Source organism: Micromonospora sp. NBC_00860, assembly GCF_045207375.1.
Classification (GTDB): Bacteria; Actinomycetota; Actinomycetes; order Mycobacteriales; family Micromonosporaceae; genus Micromonospora; species Micromonospora vinacea.
Genome location: NZ_CP108825.1, coordinates 1,073,826 through 1,091,510, shown reverse-complemented (window position 1 = coordinate 1,091,510; position 17,685 = coordinate 1,073,826). Strand labels below are relative to the sequence as shown.

Sequence of the window (17,685 nt, the reverse complement as noted above, 5' to 3'; positions counted from 1 at the left end):
GCCGCGGCCGCCGAAACCCGCACCGGACACGTTGCGACAGGGGCAATCAACCTGATCATGCACTCCGGCGACGACGCACACTGGCCACGGCCATCGGCCCGACGCTGCGTCAACTGTTCCCACCGGCACCTGCTATCAATACCCTCCGATAGCCGCCGTACCTTCGGACGGCGCACCGCTCGTTGCCGTAGATCGCGCAGCCATCATCGCCCGCGCATGTCGCCGCCGTTGAACGCTCGGCCCGCCGTATCCCATTGCGTTGCGACCGGTAGGCCGCGGACCTGTGCACGGGTTCTCAGGCACGGTCGCGGACCTAGGTGGGAGCATCGACGCAGCGGCGCTCGGCGAGGGGTAGGACGCTGGTGCAGGTGCCGTTAACCAGGATGCTTGTGTCCGAACCGTTCACCAAGCTTTGAGGTCGACGCCGGCTTCGTGGGCGAGGGACGCAGCGCCGTAGCGCAGATCGTGCAGCCACATCAGCGGGCCACCTGCCCGGTTAGTCAGTAGCCGGAATCGGCGGATGCCGTAGCCGGGGTGGATGGGACTGCCGTCTTGCGTACGAACACGTAGCCGGAGTCGACCCAGGGATCTCCGGCCGCCTCACAGCGGGCTTGCTAATGACCCCGGTAAGGTCTCCGCTGTAGCACCGACCTCGCACAGCGCCCCAATGGGCTTCGTACCCAACTGGACTCACCCTCCTGAGCACATCGTCATCGGCGGTGGCTGGCATCCGTGGCCGAGCGAGGATCCGGGCTCGCCAGTCACCCGTGATGCGTTCGATCGAGATCGCGTCGGATGACGATCATGCGTTCAGCCAGATCGGGCCGTGCTGCCGCCAGTTCGTCCAGACCGGCACGGGCCTCCAAGAGCTGATTCCACAGGATTGTCCTGCCGGTCTCCAGCATGCTGACCGCCTCAGCAGGCTCTCCGATGGCGCTGGCACAGGCGGCAGCGGTCCGGGCAGCTCCGGCGGACCGTTTGATCGCCATCTGCCGGTCCCGATGTCGCGAACCCCGCCAGGCCAGAACGGGTAGTAGGTCGACGGCCGCACGCCACCACGCCAGCGATGCGGGCGCCGCTTCCATTTGGGCGGCAGCCGTCGCCGCCTCGAATCGCGTCATGACCGTCGCGGACGGATGCCGTGCAGCGATCGTGATCAGTCGCAGTGCCGCGCCGGATCCGTTCCCGGCCCGGATCAGCGCACCGGCCAGGTCCAGCGCGATGCGGGCGTAGCGTTGCCCATCAGCGTCCGCGGCGACGAGCGCGCCCTGCAACGCCGAGATCGCCTCCGTCAGGTCGTCGTCGGCTCCGGTGAGCTTGTGCCGCTCCAGGTAAGCTCGTCCAAGGTTGTACTGAAGATGATGGCCATCGGGTGTCGGCCCGGCGGCGATCTCGAGCAGCTCTCGGATCGACTCGTCGAGCTCGGCGAGATCCCCGATCAGGCCGGCGTGTATCCGCATAGTGCCAGCGAGGTTGATCCGGTTGACAAGTTCCGGCCGGGTTCCGGGTGTCGCAGACCGGACGGCTTGCCGCAGGGCGTTCACCGCGTTCGCCAGGGCGGCCGGATCCTTGCTTCGGGCGTACTTGTCGCGCCACGCGCCGGCAAGGTCAGACCAGCACTCAGCGGCCTTGTCCGCACTTAGCCCGGGCACGGTGACCGCAGCGTGCAGCGAGGTGATCGCTCGGTCGAGGTCGTCCGGGGAGTTGAAGCCGTCAGCACGTAAGGCGTAGGAATGGCCCAGAGCCGCGAGCCGCCCGGCGAGTTCGTCGCCTCGGGCGGTGCCGTCATCGACAACTGCCTGGAAGGTGGCGATGGCGTCCTGGAGCAGGGCGGCCGCGCCGGTCCGCTCGTATACCAGCAACAGGAAGGTCGCCAGGTTGGAGCGAAGGCTGGATTGCAGGTCGGCGGCGAATCCGCCGTCGTGCAGGCAGCCTCGGATGAAGGTGATTGCCCGGTCGAGAAGTGTCGCGTTGCCTGACTCCTGGTACCTCAGCAGCAAGGCCGACGGCAGCGCGGCCGCCATGACCTCGCGAGGCTCGCTCGTCAGGCGCGGATCGGTGGGATTCGCCCAAGAATCCAATAGCCGCATCAATTGCGTCTCGCTGGCGGCCAACACGAGCTCGGCCAGATCGGAACCCACCTGTCAAGCTCCGCGGCGCAGCCGGGGCACCGCGGTGGCACACAACCCGGCAATGGCGGCGATCGGCAGTGTCCAATGCGGGTGCGGCGTGTCGCCTGTGGTGAGCACGCCGACGATCCCGGTCGCTAGCCAGGCGAGTGTGCCCCCGACGAAGCCGTAGAGCAGCCCGTCGAACAGCCTCCACCGGCCGCGCCGGGATCCTGGCGGCCAGTGCAGGATCGCGGTGGGCAGCCACACGGCGATCGCAGACAGCGCGGCGATGAGCGGGGCGTTGAGCGCCGGCCGGATTGGCAGCTTGTACTCCAGGCTCTGGATCGCGGCGAGCATGGTGACCAGGCCGCCGAGTAGCGAGGTCTGCAGCAGGGTGAGCGACTCTTGCCGTGTTCTCTGTGTTGTCTCGACGGCGGTGGCGACGATGCCGGTTACCTGGCTGACGCGTTCGTTCGTGGCCTGCAGATACGTCTCCTCGGTTGCGAGCTGATCGGTAAGCCAGGCAGCGATGTGCCGGTCGTTGTCGAGCGGGCTGCCCGGCTGGTCGATGGCAGGCTTCTCGAGTGCCGCCGTCATGTTGCGCTCGGCGGTATGCACGGTTCCGGCCATCGCCCGGATGCGGCTCAGTGAGTCCACCAGGCCTCGTTCCCGCGACTGAGCGCCAGCAAGCCGTCCGCTGGTGGCCCGCAGCCGGACCGGCGGCAGGGGGTGTTGAAGCTCCGCGGTCAGGGCGTCGCATTGTTTCCTGGCATCGGCGATGGCCTCGCGGACGGCGGGGAGGTCCCGTACCAGGACGAGCTGCTGATAGCGCAGTTTCGCGGCGTGCAGCAGGTAGCGGGTGAAGGGCACCAGCCCCGGGCGGTCATCACTCCAGAGCCAGCGGTCGAGTGCGTCCTTCTCTGATGGAGGAGCGATCGCGGCGAAACGCCGATGCTGGGCGACCGCGCCGGCACCGATCGGTGGCAGCTCCCACAAGCTGATTCCGCGATCGAACATGGCCTTGGCCGGATTCGCCCGGTCAGCGGCGGGTAATAGCGCCAGTAACGGCTTGATCGATGTGTGGGCGGCAATCTCACCGTTGACCTGAGCCAGATAAACGACCGCAGATCCGAATGCGCCGGTGACCGCCAGCTCCTCTCCGAGTACTTTTTCCCACTCCCGTTGTAAGCCGATCCAGGAGGTGCCTGCCGTGTCCGGAGCAAGGAGCAGGCTGGCTCCGAGGACATCGTGGTCCTGGTAGACGATGAACTGTCCGGCGCCGTCGGCCGTCTGCAGCCCGCCCAGGACGGTCAGCCGCTCGGTGAAACCGCCGACCGCGACGGGCCGCAGCTCTTCGGGGATACCGGCGATCTCCTGAACCAGGCCGATCTTCGCCATCGCATCCCACAACGCACGCAGGCCCGTTTCGCCGCCGTGCTCGGGTCCCCGGCCGTCCGCCGCGAAGAACGCATGGGCCAGCAGCGCCGGCTCAGTGACGGTCAACGATGCCGGCATCGTCATCGGAGGTTTCGCGGGTATTGGGCTGCGGCTGCTCATCCGGCGGCTCGGGTGTGAGACGGTGCACCAGGTCGTTGGCGACCGCGCGCACGGAGTCCGGCATCGGCGACAGTTCCGACGTGCCCATGTCGGGGTTGAACCGTCGGCGTGTCCGCAGACCGTCGTAGGCCCGGAGCAGGGTCATCGGCTCTTGCAAGGCGGTCTCGTCGCCGATGGCGAGCGCGGTAACGGCGGCCGTGAGCTCCCGGTGGACGCGGTCCCACTCGGCGGAGGTCAGCTGCAGCGTCATGATGGACTCGACACGCTCGCGGTACCGATCGTGTTCCACAGTGCTCACCTTAGCCGAACGCCGCCCCGCACCCGCTTGACAGCCGAGGGGGCTTTCGGTCTCCTCCTACCCTCGTTCAGGCGTGGCACGGCGGCACTCGCCGATCTCCGTCTCGGTGCGATATGCATTGATACCAATTCTGTCTGCGGAGAGGATCGACGTGACCGAACCCGACCTATCCCGCCAAATCGACCGTCGCATGGCGCTGGCGCGCGAGTGGGACGAGCTCGTCGAACAGGTCCGCGCCCTGAAGGGTTTCGAGGATTTCCTGCGCCCGCCGCGCATCGAACGGTTGCGCGAGGCAGCCGCCGGCGGCCCGGTGGTAATCATCAATGTCAGCCAGTGGCGCTGCGACGCGTTGATCGTGCGAGCCGGCGTCGAGGTCGCTGGAGTCGAACTCGGTGACCTAACGCTGGACGCGGTAACCGACCGAGTCCAGGCTTACCTCATTGCATTGCACGACGATCAAACAGCGCACCTAGCGATGGTGGATGCCCGCGACGAGGAGCTGGCCGGAAACATCTCCCGTGCTGACCTGCTCGCCGCGATACAAGCCTATGAACAGGTGAACGCGGCCACCGAGGCTCATCTCACCGGCCTCCTCGCCTGGATGTGGGACGTGATCACCAAACCCGTCCTCGACGCGCTCAAACTGAACGGGTCTGCGCCGGCCGATCAGGATCCGCCGCGGTTGTGGTGGTGCCCGACCGGGGCGCTGACGCTGCTGCCCATGCACGCCGCCGGCCGTCACGACATACCCGGAGCATCCGTGATCGACCGGGTGGTGTCCTCCTACACACCGACGCTTCGCGCACTGCTGGAAGCACAGACCCGCTCCACGTCGGCGCCCGCCACCGCAGTGCGCGATTCGATGGCGGTGGTGGCACTCAGCGACACCCCCGGACAGACGTCGTTGCCGAACGTGACCCGCGAGGTGGAACTGCTGCAACGGCTGCTGCCCGATCGGCTCGAGCTGCTGTGCGGCGAGGACGCGACCGTGGCGGCAGTGCTGGAGACAGTGACGGCCCGGCGCTGGGCTCACTTCAGCTGCCACGGTGACCAGAACCTCGCCGAGCCGTCACAGGGGGGACTGCTGCTCCACGACGGCCTGCTAAGCATCACTGACATCACCGCCCGGCAGTATCATGGTGATTTCGCATTCCTGTCGGCGTGCAAGACCGCCACCGGAGGTTTCGACCTGCCGGATGAGGCAATCACCCTGGCGGCCGCACTGCACTACACCGGCTACAAGCACGTTATCGCCACACTGTGGTCGGTGTGGGACCGCGGTGCGGCCGACGTGACCGAATCTGTGTACGAACAGATAGTCCAGGACGGCCGGGTGCATCCTCAGCGGTCAGCGGCCGCGCTGCATCGCGCCGTGGTGGAACTACGGGGGCGCAACCTCGACCGGCCGAGCGTCTGGATCCCGTTTATTCACATCGGACCATGACGGCCTACCCATGACAGACTCAGTCGACGAACTTTACCGCTCGCTCACCCGGCGTGTGGAGTCCTTCTTAACCACTGGCGAGGCCTCCTGGGTACGCGGTCCGGCCGCCGCCACCGAGGCCGAGGCTCTGTGGACGGCCACTGCTGGCACCACGGGCACCATCGCCCCGCCGGTGCTGCGCCTGCTTGCCGACGTGCATCTCGCCCGCTACCAGGCCGACATGGACGACGGTGACGCCATAAACCACGCCATGACCCTGTACCGCCACCTGCTGCGCGGGCAGCCTGACCTCGTACCGGAAGGGCCACGACAGCTACTGGAACAGCACAGCGATCGTCCCGGCGAGTTGTTCACGCTCGCCCGACTGGCTTACGACCGTTTCCTCGCGGGCGCGGAGGAAGATCTGGAGACGGCGCTCGGGCTCAACCGGCGTGCGCTCGCCCTGGCAGGGCCGGAGGACGACACCCGGCCGCAGTTGGTCAATGGACTCTGTGCGCTGCTGTGCAGCCGGTACGAGAGGACCGGGAGCCAGCCGGACCTCGATGCGGCGATCGACGCGGCCCGCTCGGCGGTCGCCTTGGGCGGGCCTGGGCTACCCCTCTATCTGTCAAACCTCGGCGTCTCGCTGCGAGATCGCTACTTCGCGACCGGCCGGCTCGCCGACCTCGACGAGTCGGTCAACTGCGCCTCGCGGGCGGTACGCGACACCGAATATCCGGACGACCAGGCGTCATACGAAACCATGCTCGCGCTTTCGCTGCGGGCCCGGGGCGAGGCGACCGCCGACGTCCGCGACCTCGACCGGGCGATCGATTTGCTCACTGGGGTGGTGACGCGCACACCTCTGGAGCTCAGGGAGGCCGGCACCCGGCTGCTCAACCTGCAATCGCTGCTGACCAGCCGGTACGTAATGACCCGCAACTCCGAGGACCTTGACCGGATCGTGACCCTCGCCGCGGGCCGGGTCGCCGGGCTTGGCACGGACTCGCCGATGCGCCCCGGCGCAGTCGCGGGTCACGCCCAGGCGCTGCGGACCCGGTACGACTGGACGGGCGACCCTGCCGATCTGCACGACGCTGTGGCCTCACTGCGCGCCGCCCCGGACGCCGACGAAGCGCTCTTGGCCGACCTGCTCCGGCGACGTCATGTGCGCTTCGGGAACGTCGCGGACCTCGATGCGGCGATCGCCACGCTAGAGGCGCCCCGCGAGCCGTCGCCGGCGGCGGCCGACATGCTCTCGCGGCTCAGCATGGCACTGCTCGACCGGCTGGTCGTGCGGGGCGTTGCTGCTGACGCCGACCGCGCGGTCGAGGCCGCCCGCTCCGCCGTGGCGATGCCGCACCTAAACCACACCGACCGCCTCAGCTACCTGAACAGCCTCACTGGGGCGCTATCGACCCGGGCCGACCTGCGGAGAAGCGCGGCCGACCTGTACGAGGCTATTGAGGTGATGCGGACCGTAGTCGCGCACACGCCCGCTGGCCACCGGTACCAGGCGGTTCGGATGGGCAATCTCGCTCACCTGCTCGTGAAGCGGAACGATCGCGCGTCACTCGACGAGGCCGTCACCCTGGCCACGGAAGCCGCCGCGATCGAGCTCCGGCGTACCCGGACGGAGGCCTGGTGGTTCCGGCGCTGGCTCGGAGAGACGCACGCGGCCCGCCATCGGATGACCGCCTCCCGGTACGACCTGGAGGCGGCGATTTCGGCATATCGGGCGGCCACCCGCGACGAGGCGGCCTCCGCGCCGAACCGGATGGAGAGCGCCAAGGCCTGGCTGGCTCTCGCCGCCGGCGACCGGGACTGGCCGGAAGCGCTGGATGCAGCCGTGGCCGCTGTCGAGCTGCTGCCCCGGCTTGCCTGGCGCGGGTTGGCCCGGCCCGATAAGGAGCGCATGCTGCGTAGGGAAGCGGAGCAGCTCAGCGCCGATGCGGCGGCGGCGGCCCTGCACGCCGGGCACCCGCAAGCAGCGGTGACGCTGGTCGAGCGGGGGCGGACCGTGCAGTGGTCGCAGCTGCTGGACGCCCGAGGTGACCTGGCCAGCTTGCGGGCGGTCGCGCCGGAGCTGGCGGACCGTTTGAGCCACGTCGCGGCGATGATGGCTGAGGCGGGCGGCGCCAAGCCAATTCACCGGTAGGTAGGCCTCAGCAGTGCGGTAGGCGGTGGCCGCAGAGGACCCGTTTCGAAGCTCAGTTCTGTTATGTCGTGGAGCATGCCTCTAGATTGTTGGGAGCCGCGGATGTCCAAGGTTGATCAGTTGATCGACACGGTCAGCCGGCGGATACAGGCGTACGAAGCTGGTGACCACGCCGGCATCCTCGACCCCGCAATCATGGCCGACGCCTGGGAGTTACTGCGGTGTGGGGCGCTCTCGCCGGGCCGCTACCCGCCAAAGGTTCTGCACGTGCTCGCGTGGTACCGCTGGTACCGAGCGGCCGTGCTACCGCCCGGCGAGCGCGAAACAGATCTTCAAGAGGCGGTAGTGCTGTTCGGGTTGTTGCCCGACGCGGACCCCCTGGTGATGCCTGCAGGCGTCCGCGCGTACCTGCTGAAACGCACTGGCGGCGGCATGGACAGTGGAGCGAAATGGCTCGAACGCGCGGCGAACACAGGCGATCCGGCAGCTCTGGAGCACGCAGTCGCTCGGCTGACGACGGAACTCGCCGCACTGCCCTCCGGGCCTGTCAGGGCACTGGCACTCGCCAACCTGGCCACCGCGTTGCGTGTTCGTTTCGACCGGGGCGGCGACGAGGCCGATTTGGAAATGGCGGTGCGGGCTGGGCGGGAAGCCGTGAGGTCGTGCCCCCACGATCATGCCGGACGGGCACGGCGCCGTGCAACGCCAGGTTCTGCTTGAACCCGGCATCGACCCAGGCACGGATCACCGTCGGGGTATGTTCGACGACCTTGTCGAGCAGCCGGATGCCGATGGCGTTGTCGGTGACCGACGCCGTGGTCACCACGACCGCGATGATCAGACCCAGCGCGTCCACCGCCAAGCCCCGCTTACGCCCCGACACCTTCTTCGCCGCGTCCTTGCCGGTCGTGGCGACCGGGACGTGGTTCGCCGCCCTGATCGACTGGGTGTCCAACACGACCGCGCTCGGATCCTCCCGACGGCCGGCCGTCTCCCTGGCCTGGCACCGCAACAGATCATGGATCACCTGGTCGGTGCCGTCGTCACGCCACAGGGCGAAGTAGTAGTAGGTGGCCGACTTCGGCGGCAGGTCGTGCGGCAGCTACGCCCACTGACAACCGGTCCGGTTCTGGTAGAAGATCGCGTTCACGATCTCCCGCAAGTCGTAGTCACCATGACGGCCCGACACCGACACCGCGACACGCCGGGCCTTCCACGCGTCCAGGAACGGCCCGATCAACGCCCACTGCTCATCGCTGACGTCACTGGGATACCGCTTTCGATCACCCATGCCCAGGCTAACGCCGCTACCGCCCGACAGTCACGACCAAAACTCACATCCCGCAAATCGACCAGCCGCTATCGACAGCGAACCTACCGGAAGGCCTCCAACCGGACGCATCGCGTAGATCAGATCAAGTAACTTCGGACCGCCCTCTCACAACTCGATGCTGATCGTCGCACTTCCGCAGACGCCGGGGCAGCCACCGCTGCCCAACGTGGAGCGTGAAGTGGCACTGCTGGACGCGCTGTTCCCGGCCGACGCGAGGGTGCTCCTCGACGGCCCACGAGCCACGACGCAGGCCGTGCTCGCACAGCTGCCCACCCATTGGTGGGTTCACTTCAGCTGTCACGGAGACCAGAACCTCACCGACCCATCCCGCGGAGACCTGCGCCTACACGACGGCATGCTCACGATCCTGGACATCAGTGCCCGCCAGCATCACGGTGACTTCGCCTTCCTGTCAGCCTGCAAAACGGCGACCGGAGGCGTCGGCCTCCCCGACGAGGCAATCACCCTGGCCGCTGCCCTGCACTACACCGGATACCGCCACGTGATCGCGACCCTCTGGTCGTCTGGGACGCCAGTGCTGCCGACGTAGCCGAAGACGTGTACCGCGCAATCGTCGACGACGGCAACCTGCACCCGGACCGATCCGCCACGCACTCCACGACGCGGTATCCCGGCTACGTCAGCGATCCCCGAACAACCCCAGCGTGTGGACACCGTTCATGCACATCGGCCCCTAAATCCCACCCCGGGCACAACGACCAGCTGCTGACGCACCAGCCGCAGGCGCTCGGCCAGCTCGGGATCGACCTCCGTCAGCGCGGTCAGGTCCGACCGCAGATTGAGAGACTGCGTCCACAGGATGCCCCGCCCCTCCTCCAGCAGTTCCGCCGCGAAATCCGCCCGGCCGGTCGACAGGGTGTGGGCGGCGGCGTCTCTGGCAAGATCCCGCCATGGCACCAGGAGTTCCTCACGCCGACCACGCGACAGGCTCGGCCACGCGACGAAAGGAAGTAGTTCGACGCTTGAGGCGTAGGCCGCCACCGCCTCCTCATCGCGCCCCCGCAGCCGCGAGTAGTGGGCCCACTGCGCCATAAAATGGAGGCGCTCGGCGGTGGTGGCGGTCCGTAGGTTCGCGCCAATCCTCAGTGCGGCCACCGTCTCGTCGAGGTCGTACCGGTCGGCGTATCCGGCCTCGACGCGGCCCTTCAAAGCGCTGGCGAGTGCGGCGAGCGACGCCGGCATGGAGGGCATGTCGGGTGGGGTGCGAGCAAGGGCACCGCGCCCGATCACCACGGCCTCGTCGAGCAGGGCACGATCGCCATCAGCGCATTCGCTGAGCACCTCGCAGAGTGTCGACATCCGCATCGGCTTCTCTGGGTCTCCCTGCGGGGTCACCCGGACAGCCTCCCGCGCCGTCTCGATCAGCTCACTCCTCAGCGCGGCGACGGCCTCCCCAAGCCCATCGCTCAGCGCGGCCAGCCGCAGGGCCCTGACGAGGTTATTGAGGAACTGACCTCTCGCACGGTCGTCATCGCGGGCTGTCTGAACCGCGCGCCTGCCGCACTCGATCGCTTGCTTCAGATCAGCCGGATCCCGCAACGCCTCATACCTGAGCCTCAACGCAACACCCAAGTTGCTGAGCGTCAGGGACAGCTCTCGTGGGTCAACGGATGCCACCCCGCCCGGCTCGGGTAGCTCGGATCCGGTTGTTGCCGGTGGCTCCTTTACCGCGCCTCCGTTGACCACCGCCGTGACGAGATCGAGGGACCGCGACAGCAGCGTGACCGCTTCATCGAGGTCGGCAAGGTCGCCGATCCGGCGATACCGATGGCGGAGGCTAAGTGCGAGGTTGGACTCGGCCGCGCCGTGGTCGTTCTCGGGGCGGACATGCGCGACAGCCAGCCGACCGGAGCGCACGGACGATCCCAGCAGGGCGAGATCACCGGTCGCCTGGAACTTGCGGCGCAGAGCGACTCCGAGTTGGTTGTGAACCGCTGAGAAAACTGGACTCGACTGGTCGACCGCAGCCGCGGCGGCGCCGAGAAGCTCGACGGATGCGTCCAGATCGGCGGTGTCGCCGGTGACCAACAACCGTTGAAGTCTCAGACTTCCGAGCTGGAATTCGTCGTAGTCATCGGCAGAGCCGGGTGGAGCCGCGGCGCTGAGCGGATCAGCGCTGTCCGGTGCGGCGTGAGTGGCCCCGGCGGCAACCATCTCCTGGATCTCCAACGTCGTGCGCACCGCGACCGATCGACCATCGTAGCTGATCGGGAAGTGGCCCAGCGCCTGCGTGCAGGCCTCCATCGCGGCGTCGATGTCACGCCGGTCGTCTGACACCCGATACCGTGCCCGGTAGGTCTCCGCAAGATTGATCAGCCTCTTCGCGCGCTCTACCGGCTCCGCCGACAGATCAACGGCCTCGCGCCCCAACCGCAGCGGCACGGCGAACCCCTCAATATCCTCGTCCCGGCAGGCCCGGCTCCGCAGTGCGAGCGCTAGGTCAGAAATGATAGCGGGTCGAAAAGGATAATTTGGGCCCATGGCCTCACACGCCTCGCCGAGGGCCACGCAAGCCTCACTAAGGTCATTCCCTGCGCCGGTCGCCACGAACCTCTCGCGCAGACAAGTCCCGAGATTGGCAAGCACCGACGGGTAGAAGAACTGGCCCCTGAATTCACTCCGCCACTGCGTGCCGACATCAATGGCCTCGTCGAGACTATGCATGTCTCCCGTCCGGCTGTAGTACTCCTTCAAGGCGTACACAAAGTGCACCAAGCTCACCGCCGACGGATCGGCCGCCAGCTCCTGTCGTGCCGCCGCGATGGCGCGCTCAAGTATTTCCTTCTCCCCCGAGGCCTGATACAGGCTCAAGAGGCCATCTGCCCCAAGGTCCGGCATGTTCGCACGGGGCTTCGACCGGTCCCAGATCACCGCAACGAGCTGACGGAGCGGTTCTGGTATGCGCGAGTGCAACGCGTGTGGCAGCCGGGCGAAGGCCGAAACGGCGGCGTGGAGCGCGTCGTTCTCTATGTCGCTGCCCGGCGCCGCCTCCTGGTAACGGCACCAACAAAGCCAACCGACAAGGAAGAACGCGGGACTGGTCACTTCGCCGCCGAACGCCCGGTCCGCCATGCCGAACAGCGTCATGGCCTCGCGCCAAGCATCATCGTAGATCACCAGGCGGGCATCGCGAGCCCGTCCGTATTCGACAACTCGAGACTCGACGGCGCCGAACGCGGCACCAAAAGCCGGGCTCGCGGTGGGATCCCCGGCAGCGGCGTTATTCGACATCGACCAACACATCCCTCCGTCGAGGTCACCGACGAGCGTGCGGCAAGACGGCGAAGCAATGCCGCGGCCGCAACGGCTTGAGCGCAGAGTACGAGCCGCGCGTGCCGCCGAGAAACCCCCGCCGGACTATCGGACGGCAGATGTATCCGACCGACATCGCACCAACTGCGGATCCGACACGAAGCTGGCCGTCCGGTTCTCCGGCTCGGTTGTCTTGTCCGCCCACACCGGCAGCATGGAGGGCCGAGCCGCCCAGCCGACGATGTGGTTCCCGGCCCGGCAGCGTCCAGGGCCGGGTCGTCGCGCAGGGCGTCGAACGCCGCCACGGCCTGCGTCTCCAACTGGCCCAGCGCGTCGAGGTCGAGCCCGTCCAGGCTCCCAGGGATCTCGAATTCCACCGTCGGCTCCTCAGCACGGTAGAAATCTCAGTCCCGACCGGCCCGCAGCCAGCATCGGCAGTTCAGCGCACAGCGTAACCCAGTGAGGGCCACTTCCGATCAAGGCAGCCAGGGCTGCAACATGGCAGGGAACCAATGGATCCCAGGCATGGGTGATGTCTGGAGGTCCTCGGCGTGACGGAGGCGGCCTCACCTCGCCACCAAGCTTGCGTCGGCACGGACAGGCGACCAGAACGCTCCAGCCTGCCCGTGCGGTGTGCCATCCGACGAGCCACGAAAGGTGGGCGCCACACATGCCCATGACGAGCAGCTAGGTCCGCAACTGTGGGAGTTCCCGCTACCGCGTGCGCGGCGGCGGCCACTCCCCCGGCGATCGCGATCTTGCTCCTTCTTGTCGTAGTCCTGCTGGTGAGGCAGGTCGACAGGAAGGGCGGAAGCTTCGAGGTCGACTGGAAAACCGTCGCGTTCCGCATCAAGTATTCGTCCAATCCTGATGGCCTCCACTCGCGTGCTGAGGCTCAGGATCAGACCGCGCAACCCGAGGTGACTGCTGCGTCCGTACCGCAGCCCGCCGAGGAGGCCGCGCGACCTCCTGCGGGAGGTGGCGGCCCGTGAGATAGACGCGAGGCGGTGCGGTGCCGATCGGCACCGCACCGCCTTCTTACGCCTGCACCTCGACGGACCGTGCCCGCCACCAGGCGACCCCAATGCAAGTGGGCTCCTATGTGACAGCGCGTCGAGAGTAGACGAGCCTTATTTCACCTACTATCATTAAGCGCATGCCTGACGGACCTGTGCGCGTTACAGGACCACTCCTGGCCGTCCTGAACGCCCTACTCGAAGCCGACGACCACGAGCTGCACGGCTGGGCGATCATGAAGGCCACCGGGAAGTCCGGACCGACCATCTACAAGATCCTGGAGCGGCTCGGTGAGTCGCGGTGGGTGACCTCCCGCTGGGACACGAACACCGAACCCGGCAAGCCTCGCCGCCGCTACTACCAGCTCACCGGACACGGCGTGGCCAGTGCCCGACAGCTGATCGCCCAACGGCAACCCAAGACCGCGTCGACCATTCGGACCCGCCTGGCTTTCGGCTGGTGCCAGGCGTGAACCACTGGGAGATCATCCTCGGCATCCTGTTCGGACTCCTCGTCAACGAGGTCACCGACATCTCGCCCTGGGCCGCGCGGAAGCTGGCCCAGTGGTCGGCCTACCGCTGGACGACCGACCCCGAGATGGCCGCAGGGTACGCCGAGGAGTGGACGGCAGTCATCGACGACCGACCCGGCAAGCTGCTGAAGCTCCTGACCGCCGTGCGGTTCACCCTCGGGGCTGCCGGTCGAGCTGCACCCAGGGCCGCCAATCGGGCCATCCGCTCGGCCCGTGACCGCTACCGGCTACGGAAGACGTCTGCCACGAAAATCCTGCAAGTCGTCAAGCATCCGATATCGGGAGAGCGTGTCTTCTATGTGGACGAGTGGAAGCCCGAGTATGCCCAGGACCTTGAGCTGGATGGCGTCGCGATAGAGGTCAAGTCCTGGCGTGCGACGGTGGATGTCACGTCCTGGCATGAGAACAGGCTCTGGCAAAAGCGGATGATGGCTCTGCCTGGAAACGAACACGGCAAGCTCAAAGGGCTCATGCGCCGTCTCATGCCTCGACGCAGGTAGGCCAGCACGCCAGTGCTGTAGCCGTCGAACGGGCAGCCCGCTGTCCAGATGACGCTCTTGGGGTGCGGTGCCGATGGGCGCCGCATCCCCCGCTCTCTACCTCTGCGCCTGGCGGACGATGCCGCCGCCACCGTTCCGCACGTCGGCAATCTCGGCGTCCGTCTTCGACGCTCTATAAATGTTTTGATCACCATTGACCTCACCCTCGGCCAGATGGGCGCGGATGTCTTCGTGGAGTGGGCATGCGGTGGGCGCCTGGACCACCTCGGCAGTAGCCCTCGCTGACGAGGACGGCACTCAAGTCCGCACCTGCGTGCCCTGCTGAGTAGGGCAGAGGCTGTGCCGCGGACGGCCGGGCCGGCGTACCGGTACCCGGCCATCCGCGTTCTGACCACTGGCGAAACTACCGGTCCAGCGGCTCGATCCAGATGTTGCGGTACTGGACCGGATTGCCGTGGTCCTGCAGTCGGATGGCACCCGTCGCCGGGCCCTCGGGCCGGCTGCCGCCAGTCGGGCCGAGGATCTCGACGTCGTCGTGCACCTTGACGCCGTTCCACACCACGGTGACGCGAGGGTTGGCGACCTTCTGCCCGGATGCGTCGTAGCGGGCCTGCCGATAGACGATGTCGTACGTCTGCCAGGTCTGCGGCGGCAGCGCCGCGTTGACGTCGGGGGCCTTCTGGGTGTAGATGGCTGCGGCGTCGTTCTTCTGCGGCAGGTCGATGCCGAAGGAGTCCAGTACCTGGATTTCGTAGCGGTCCTGCAGGTACACCCCACTGTTGGCGCGCGCCTGGCCGGTCACGTCCGGCGGATACAGCGGCAGGTTCAACTCCACGTGCAGCCGGAAGTCACCGAAGGCCTCCACCGTGCGCAGGTCCCCGTTACGCACCGTCATGGCGCCGTCGGCGACGGACCACGAGGGTTCGCGCCCGTCGGTGTGCTGCCACTCGGTGAGCTCGCCGCCGTTGAACAGCGTGATGCGTTTGCCGTGTGGCCGGACGGCGAGCACGTCCAGGTTCAGGTGCCCGGAGTCCGCTGCCTCCTTGCGGTACTCGACCACGTTGCGACCCTTGTTCAAGCGAGCGGTGGTGGTGACGGTGCCCCACTCTTCCCAGGTCACAGTGGAGGGGAAGACCGTCTGCTCGACCCGTTCACCGTTGACGTAGAGGCTCAGCTGCTTCTCGCCGGAGTACGGATTCGGGCCGTTGCTGTAGCGCATCGCCAGGTCGTATGTCCCGGCCTCGCGGACATCGGCAGAGATCCTGGTCGACGAGCCGTCCTGGGCGAACCCGGCGGCGAAGCCGGCACCGGAGTAGGCGGCGTGGTCGGTCGCCATGCCGACGCCGGCCGTACGGCCCTCCTCGGCCTCGAAGAAGGTCTGCGGCTGCACCACCCGGCCCGGAATCTCGTTGAGCGTGTACCAGGCCTCAGTGTTCCACAGCTCCTCGCCGTCGGCGGACGAGAACGGACGCGGGGAGCGCACGTGCACCACGCGGTTCTCCTTCAGGCCCGGGATCTTGAGCTTGACGGTGCGGCCGTCGGTCGACAGCTCGGCCTTGGTCACCTTGAGCGTCTCCAGCTCGAGCTTCGGACCGCCGTACTGGCTCGTCGCGCCGTAGCGCCACTGCGTCACCTGGTACGCGTCGGCGAGTTCCTGCGCGGTCTCGGCCGACAGTGGCTCGGTGTACTCCAGCTCGAACCCGACACGCGACGCGCGCATCTGTTTGACCTCGAAGACCGAGGTGCCGTTGGGTGTGAGCTTCTGCAGGCCGTAGGAGAGCTTGCCCTCCTGGCCCCAGTTGCCGCCGGCGCCCAGGCCACCGGTGTAGAGCGCGCCGTCGGGGCCGAGGGTGACCTCGTTGACGCCGGCCTCCAGGCCCTGCGTGTGCCGGAACACCGCGCCCTGGTATTGCCCCTCGATCTTCTCGAGGAACACGCGCTGCAGGCCGCCGTAGGTCACGTCACCGACGACCAGTTGTCCCGCGTACGGTCCCTGCTTCAGCAGCACCGGAGTCGACGGCGAGTTGCCGATCTCGTTCTGCGGGATCCAGACGATGGGACGCGTCACGGCCTTGTCGTCGAACGGACCCGCGGGCGTCGTGTAGTGGTTGTAGAACGCCCCCTGCTGGATCTGGACCAGCTTGGACGCGGGCAGCCAGCCGCCCTGGTTGTCGGTGACGAGGACCTCCCCGCGGGGGCCCCACCCGATCCCGTTGGGAGTGCGCAGCCCTCCTGCGACATAGGTGATCTCGCCGGTCTTGGCGTCCACCTTGATCGAGGTTCCGCGGTTCGACGCCGGCTGGGGCACGGTGGTGGCGCCGCCCAGGTCGATGGCGACCGAGAGGTTGAGGTAGAAGTACCCGTCCCGGTAGAGCAGGCCGAACGCGAACTCATGGAAGTTGCCGCCCCATGGCCAGGTGGCGACCGTGCGGCGGTCGTCTGCGAGGCCGTCGCCGTCGGTGTCGCGCAGGGCCGTCAGCTCGTGCTTCTGGCTGACGTAGACGGTGCCGTCGACGACGGCGACGCCTTGGGGCTCGCGCAGCCCCTCCGCGAACTTACGGTAGGCCACCTGCTCCGGGCTGGTCTGTCCGGTGACGCCCTCGACAACGTAGATCTCGCCAGTCGCGTTGTCGGTGCCGCCCCAGGTGGACATCATCAGGTCGCCGTCGGGCCGGAACGCCATACCGGTGACCTGCGGCTGAAGCCCTTCGGGGCGCAGGTCGGTGAGGGTGTAGCCCGGGTGCACCCGGTCGAGCGGCAGGCCGTCGCCGGCCGAGTCGGTGGCCCCCTCGCAGTACTTCCATCCCGGCGCGGTGACGCGTACGACGTCGGCGTCGGTGCTCAACGCGGAGTTCGGTACCAGCTCGAAGCTGGTCGCACCCGGGCGGCGCCATTCGAGCCGCAGGACCTGGCCGCCGCCGTTGTCGAAGAACTCAATGCGCAATGGGTGCAGGCCGGCGCTGAGGGTGGCCGACCCTTCCTTGGAGGTTTCGCCGTGCAGCCCGTCGTGGTCGACGACACGCTGATCGTCGATCGTCAGCCGTGACCCGTCGTCGCTGGTGAGCCGGAAGGTGTACTCGCCGTCGACGGGCGCGGCGAGGTTGGCGATGACGTGGCTGATGAACCGGTCGGAGAGGCCGAACTCGTCGGTGGTGGTCCAGCTGACCTGCGGCATGAGCTTGTCGACGTTCGGTGTCTGTGCCGGCTTGAGGTCGCACAGCGCCGACAGCGGAGCTCCCATGTCGTACGAGCGCAGGGTGACGCCGGGTTCCTGCGGCGGGACATCGGCGGTGATGGGTGCGGCCCCGGCTGGGGTGATGGGGACCGCAGCGAGCAGGGCCGCGACAGCGGCACCTGCGGCCACGAGACTGACGCGACGGCGACGGCGCCATCGGTTCGGTGCGGGCATGGTTCCTCCCGGTGGGTGGGTCCTGGCCGAGGTAGGAGGCACTTTCTCCTCCCTGGACGGGCCAGTACGGTCTC

11 protein-coding genes and 1 pseudogene are annotated in these 17,685 nt (G+C 67.5%); 6 read left to right on the top strand and 6 right to left on the bottom strand.

The window, feature by feature from the left end:
* Window positions 1-761 precede the first annotated feature (761 nt).
* From OH804_RS04885 to OH804_RS04875, 3 genes are read right to left on the bottom strand one after another with little or no spacing between them, the layout of a single operon-like run.
* Window positions 762-2,141, bottom strand: a complete 1,380-nt coding sequence (locus tag OH804_RS04885; protein ID WP_406063077.1) for a hypothetical protein — start codon at window positions 2,139-2,141, stop codon at window positions 762-764.
* Window positions 2,142-2,144: 3 nt separating this feature from the next.
* Entirely contained in the window at window positions 2,145-3,632 is a 1,488-nt protein-coding gene (locus OH804_RS04880; RefSeq protein WP_406063075.1) for a CATRA conflict system CASPASE/TPR repeat-associated protein, read from the bottom strand.
* Window positions 3,601-3,957, bottom strand: coding sequence for a CATRA system-associated protein (locus OH804_RS04875; protein ID WP_406063073.1), 357 nt, complete (start codon window positions 3,955-3,957; stop codon window positions 3,601-3,603). Before OH804_RS04875 ends, OH804_RS04880 begins: the two co-directional genes overlap by 32 nt.
* 160 nt (window positions 3,958-4,117) lie before the next feature.
* Between OH804_RS04875 and OH804_RS04870 the strand changes: the two genes are divergently transcribed.
* From OH804_RS04870 to OH804_RS04860, 3 genes are all read left to right on the top strand, one after another.
* Complete coding sequence (locus OH804_RS04870; protein ID WP_406063072.1) at window positions 4,118-5,410, top strand: CHAT domain-containing protein; 1,293 nt, start codon at window positions 4,118-4,120, stop codon at window positions 5,408-5,410.
* 172 nt (window positions 5,411-5,582) lie between these two features.
* Entirely contained in the window at window positions 5,583-7,547 is a 1,965-nt protein-coding gene (locus OH804_RS04865; protein WP_406063070.1) for a hypothetical protein, read from the top strand.
* Between the two features lie 102 nt (window positions 7,548-7,649).
* Window positions 7,650-8,267, top strand: coding sequence for a hypothetical protein (locus OH804_RS04860; RefSeq protein WP_406066791.1), 618 nt, complete (start codon window positions 7,650-7,652; stop codon window positions 8,265-8,267).
* On the opposite strand, the pseudogene OH804_RS04855 reads toward OH804_RS04860, so the two are convergent.
* Window positions 8,236-8,838: pseudogene (locus OH804_RS04855) on the bottom strand (IS5 family transposase); the annotation flags it as partial. The gene OH804_RS04860 and the pseudogene OH804_RS04855 sit on opposite strands and share 32 nt — an antisense overlap.
* Before the next feature lie 157 nt (window positions 8,839-8,995).
* Between OH804_RS04855 and OH804_RS04850 the strand changes: the two are divergent.
* Entirely contained in the window at window positions 8,996-9,430 is a 435-nt protein-coding gene (locus OH804_RS04850; protein ID WP_406063068.1) for a CHAT domain-containing protein, read from the top strand.
* A 128-nt stretch (window positions 9,431-9,558) separates the two neighbouring features.
* On the opposite strand, the gene OH804_RS04845 is transcribed toward OH804_RS04850, so the two are convergent.
* Window positions 9,559-12,132: a hypothetical protein gene (locus tag OH804_RS04845; RefSeq protein WP_406063066.1), complete on the bottom strand. Its 2,574-nt coding sequence runs from the start codon at window positions 12,130-12,132 to the stop codon at window positions 9,559-9,561.
* Window positions 12,133-13,309: 1,177 nt separating this feature from the next.
* Between OH804_RS04845 and OH804_RS04840 the strand changes: the two genes are divergently transcribed.
* Both OH804_RS04840 and OH804_RS04835 read left to right on the top strand, forming a co-directional pair.
* Window positions 13,310-13,642, top strand: a complete 333-nt coding sequence (locus OH804_RS04840) for a PadR family transcriptional regulator (RefSeq protein ID WP_406063064.1) — start codon at window positions 13,310-13,312, stop codon at window positions 13,640-13,642.
* A complete protein-coding gene (locus OH804_RS04835) occupies window positions 13,639-14,202 on the top strand; it encodes a hypothetical protein (protein ID WP_406063062.1) in 564 nt (187 codons plus the stop codon). Before OH804_RS04840 ends, OH804_RS04835 begins: the two co-directional genes overlap by 4 nt.
* Window positions 14,203-14,605: 403 nt before the next feature.
* Here OH804_RS04835 and OH804_RS04830 read toward each other — a convergent pair whose 3' ends face one another.
* Window positions 14,606-17,611, bottom strand: coding sequence for a family 16 glycoside hydrolase (locus tag OH804_RS04830; protein ID WP_406063060.1), 3,006 nt, complete (start codon window positions 17,609-17,611; stop codon window positions 14,606-14,608).
* Window positions 17,612-17,685 lie beyond the last annotated feature (74 nt).

Coding starts and splice junctions, on each gene's coding strand:
- OH804_RS04880 (WP_406063075.1), bottom strand. CDS start 3,632: ATGACGATGCCGGCATCGTTGACCGTCACTGAGCCGGCGCTGCTGGCC.
- OH804_RS04860 (WP_406066791.1), top strand. CDS start 7,650: ATGTCCAAGGTTGATCAGTTGATCGACACGGTCAGCCGGCGGATACAG.
- OH804_RS04850 (WP_406063068.1), top strand. CDS start 8,996: ATGCTGATCGTCGCACTTCCGCAGACGCCGGGGCAGCCACCGCTGCCC.
- OH804_RS04845 (WP_406063066.1), bottom strand. CDS start 12,132: ATGTCGAATAACGCCGCTGCCGGGGATCCCACCGCGAGCCCGGCTTTT.
- OH804_RS04840 (WP_406063064.1), top strand. CDS start 13,310: ATGCCTGACGGACCTGTGCGCGTTACAGGACCACTCCTGGCCGTCCTG.
- OH804_RS04830 (WP_406063060.1), bottom strand. CDS start 17,611: ATGCCCGCACCGAACCGATGGCGCCGTCGCCGTCGCGTCAGTCTCGTG.